This is a genomic window from Prevotella sp. OH937_COT-195, assembly GCF_003932845.1.
In the GTDB taxonomy this organism is placed as follows: Bacteria; Bacteroidota; Bacteroidia; order Bacteroidales; family Bacteroidaceae; genus Prevotella.
Map to the genome: position 1 here is coordinate 1 of NZ_RQZH01000217.1, position 279 is coordinate 279.

Sequence of the window (279 nt, forward strand, 5' to 3'; positions counted from 1 at the left end):
GACAGCACCATGATACCGGTGTGCCATAATGTAAGGCGATACTTCAATAAAGTATTTAAGGGGATTGCCAAGAGTGGGAAAGGCACTATGGGGTGGTGCCATGGCTTCAAGTCGCATCTGCTCTGCAACGACACGGGGGACATCATAACGTTCTGTCTCACACCTGCTAACGTAGATGACGGGGATAAGAGAGTATGGTCTGTTTTTACAAAAGTGCCATACGGAAAAGTGTTTGCCGACAGGGGATACATCAAGCAGGAATTATTTGAGAGTCTCTTT

At 46.6% G+C, this 279-nt stretch carries 1 protein-coding gene; it reads left to right on the plus strand.

The window, feature by feature from the left end:
• The coding region (locus EII32_RS11940) for a transposase (protein WP_148096854.1) at positions 1-279 on the plus strand (279 nt) is incomplete at both ends.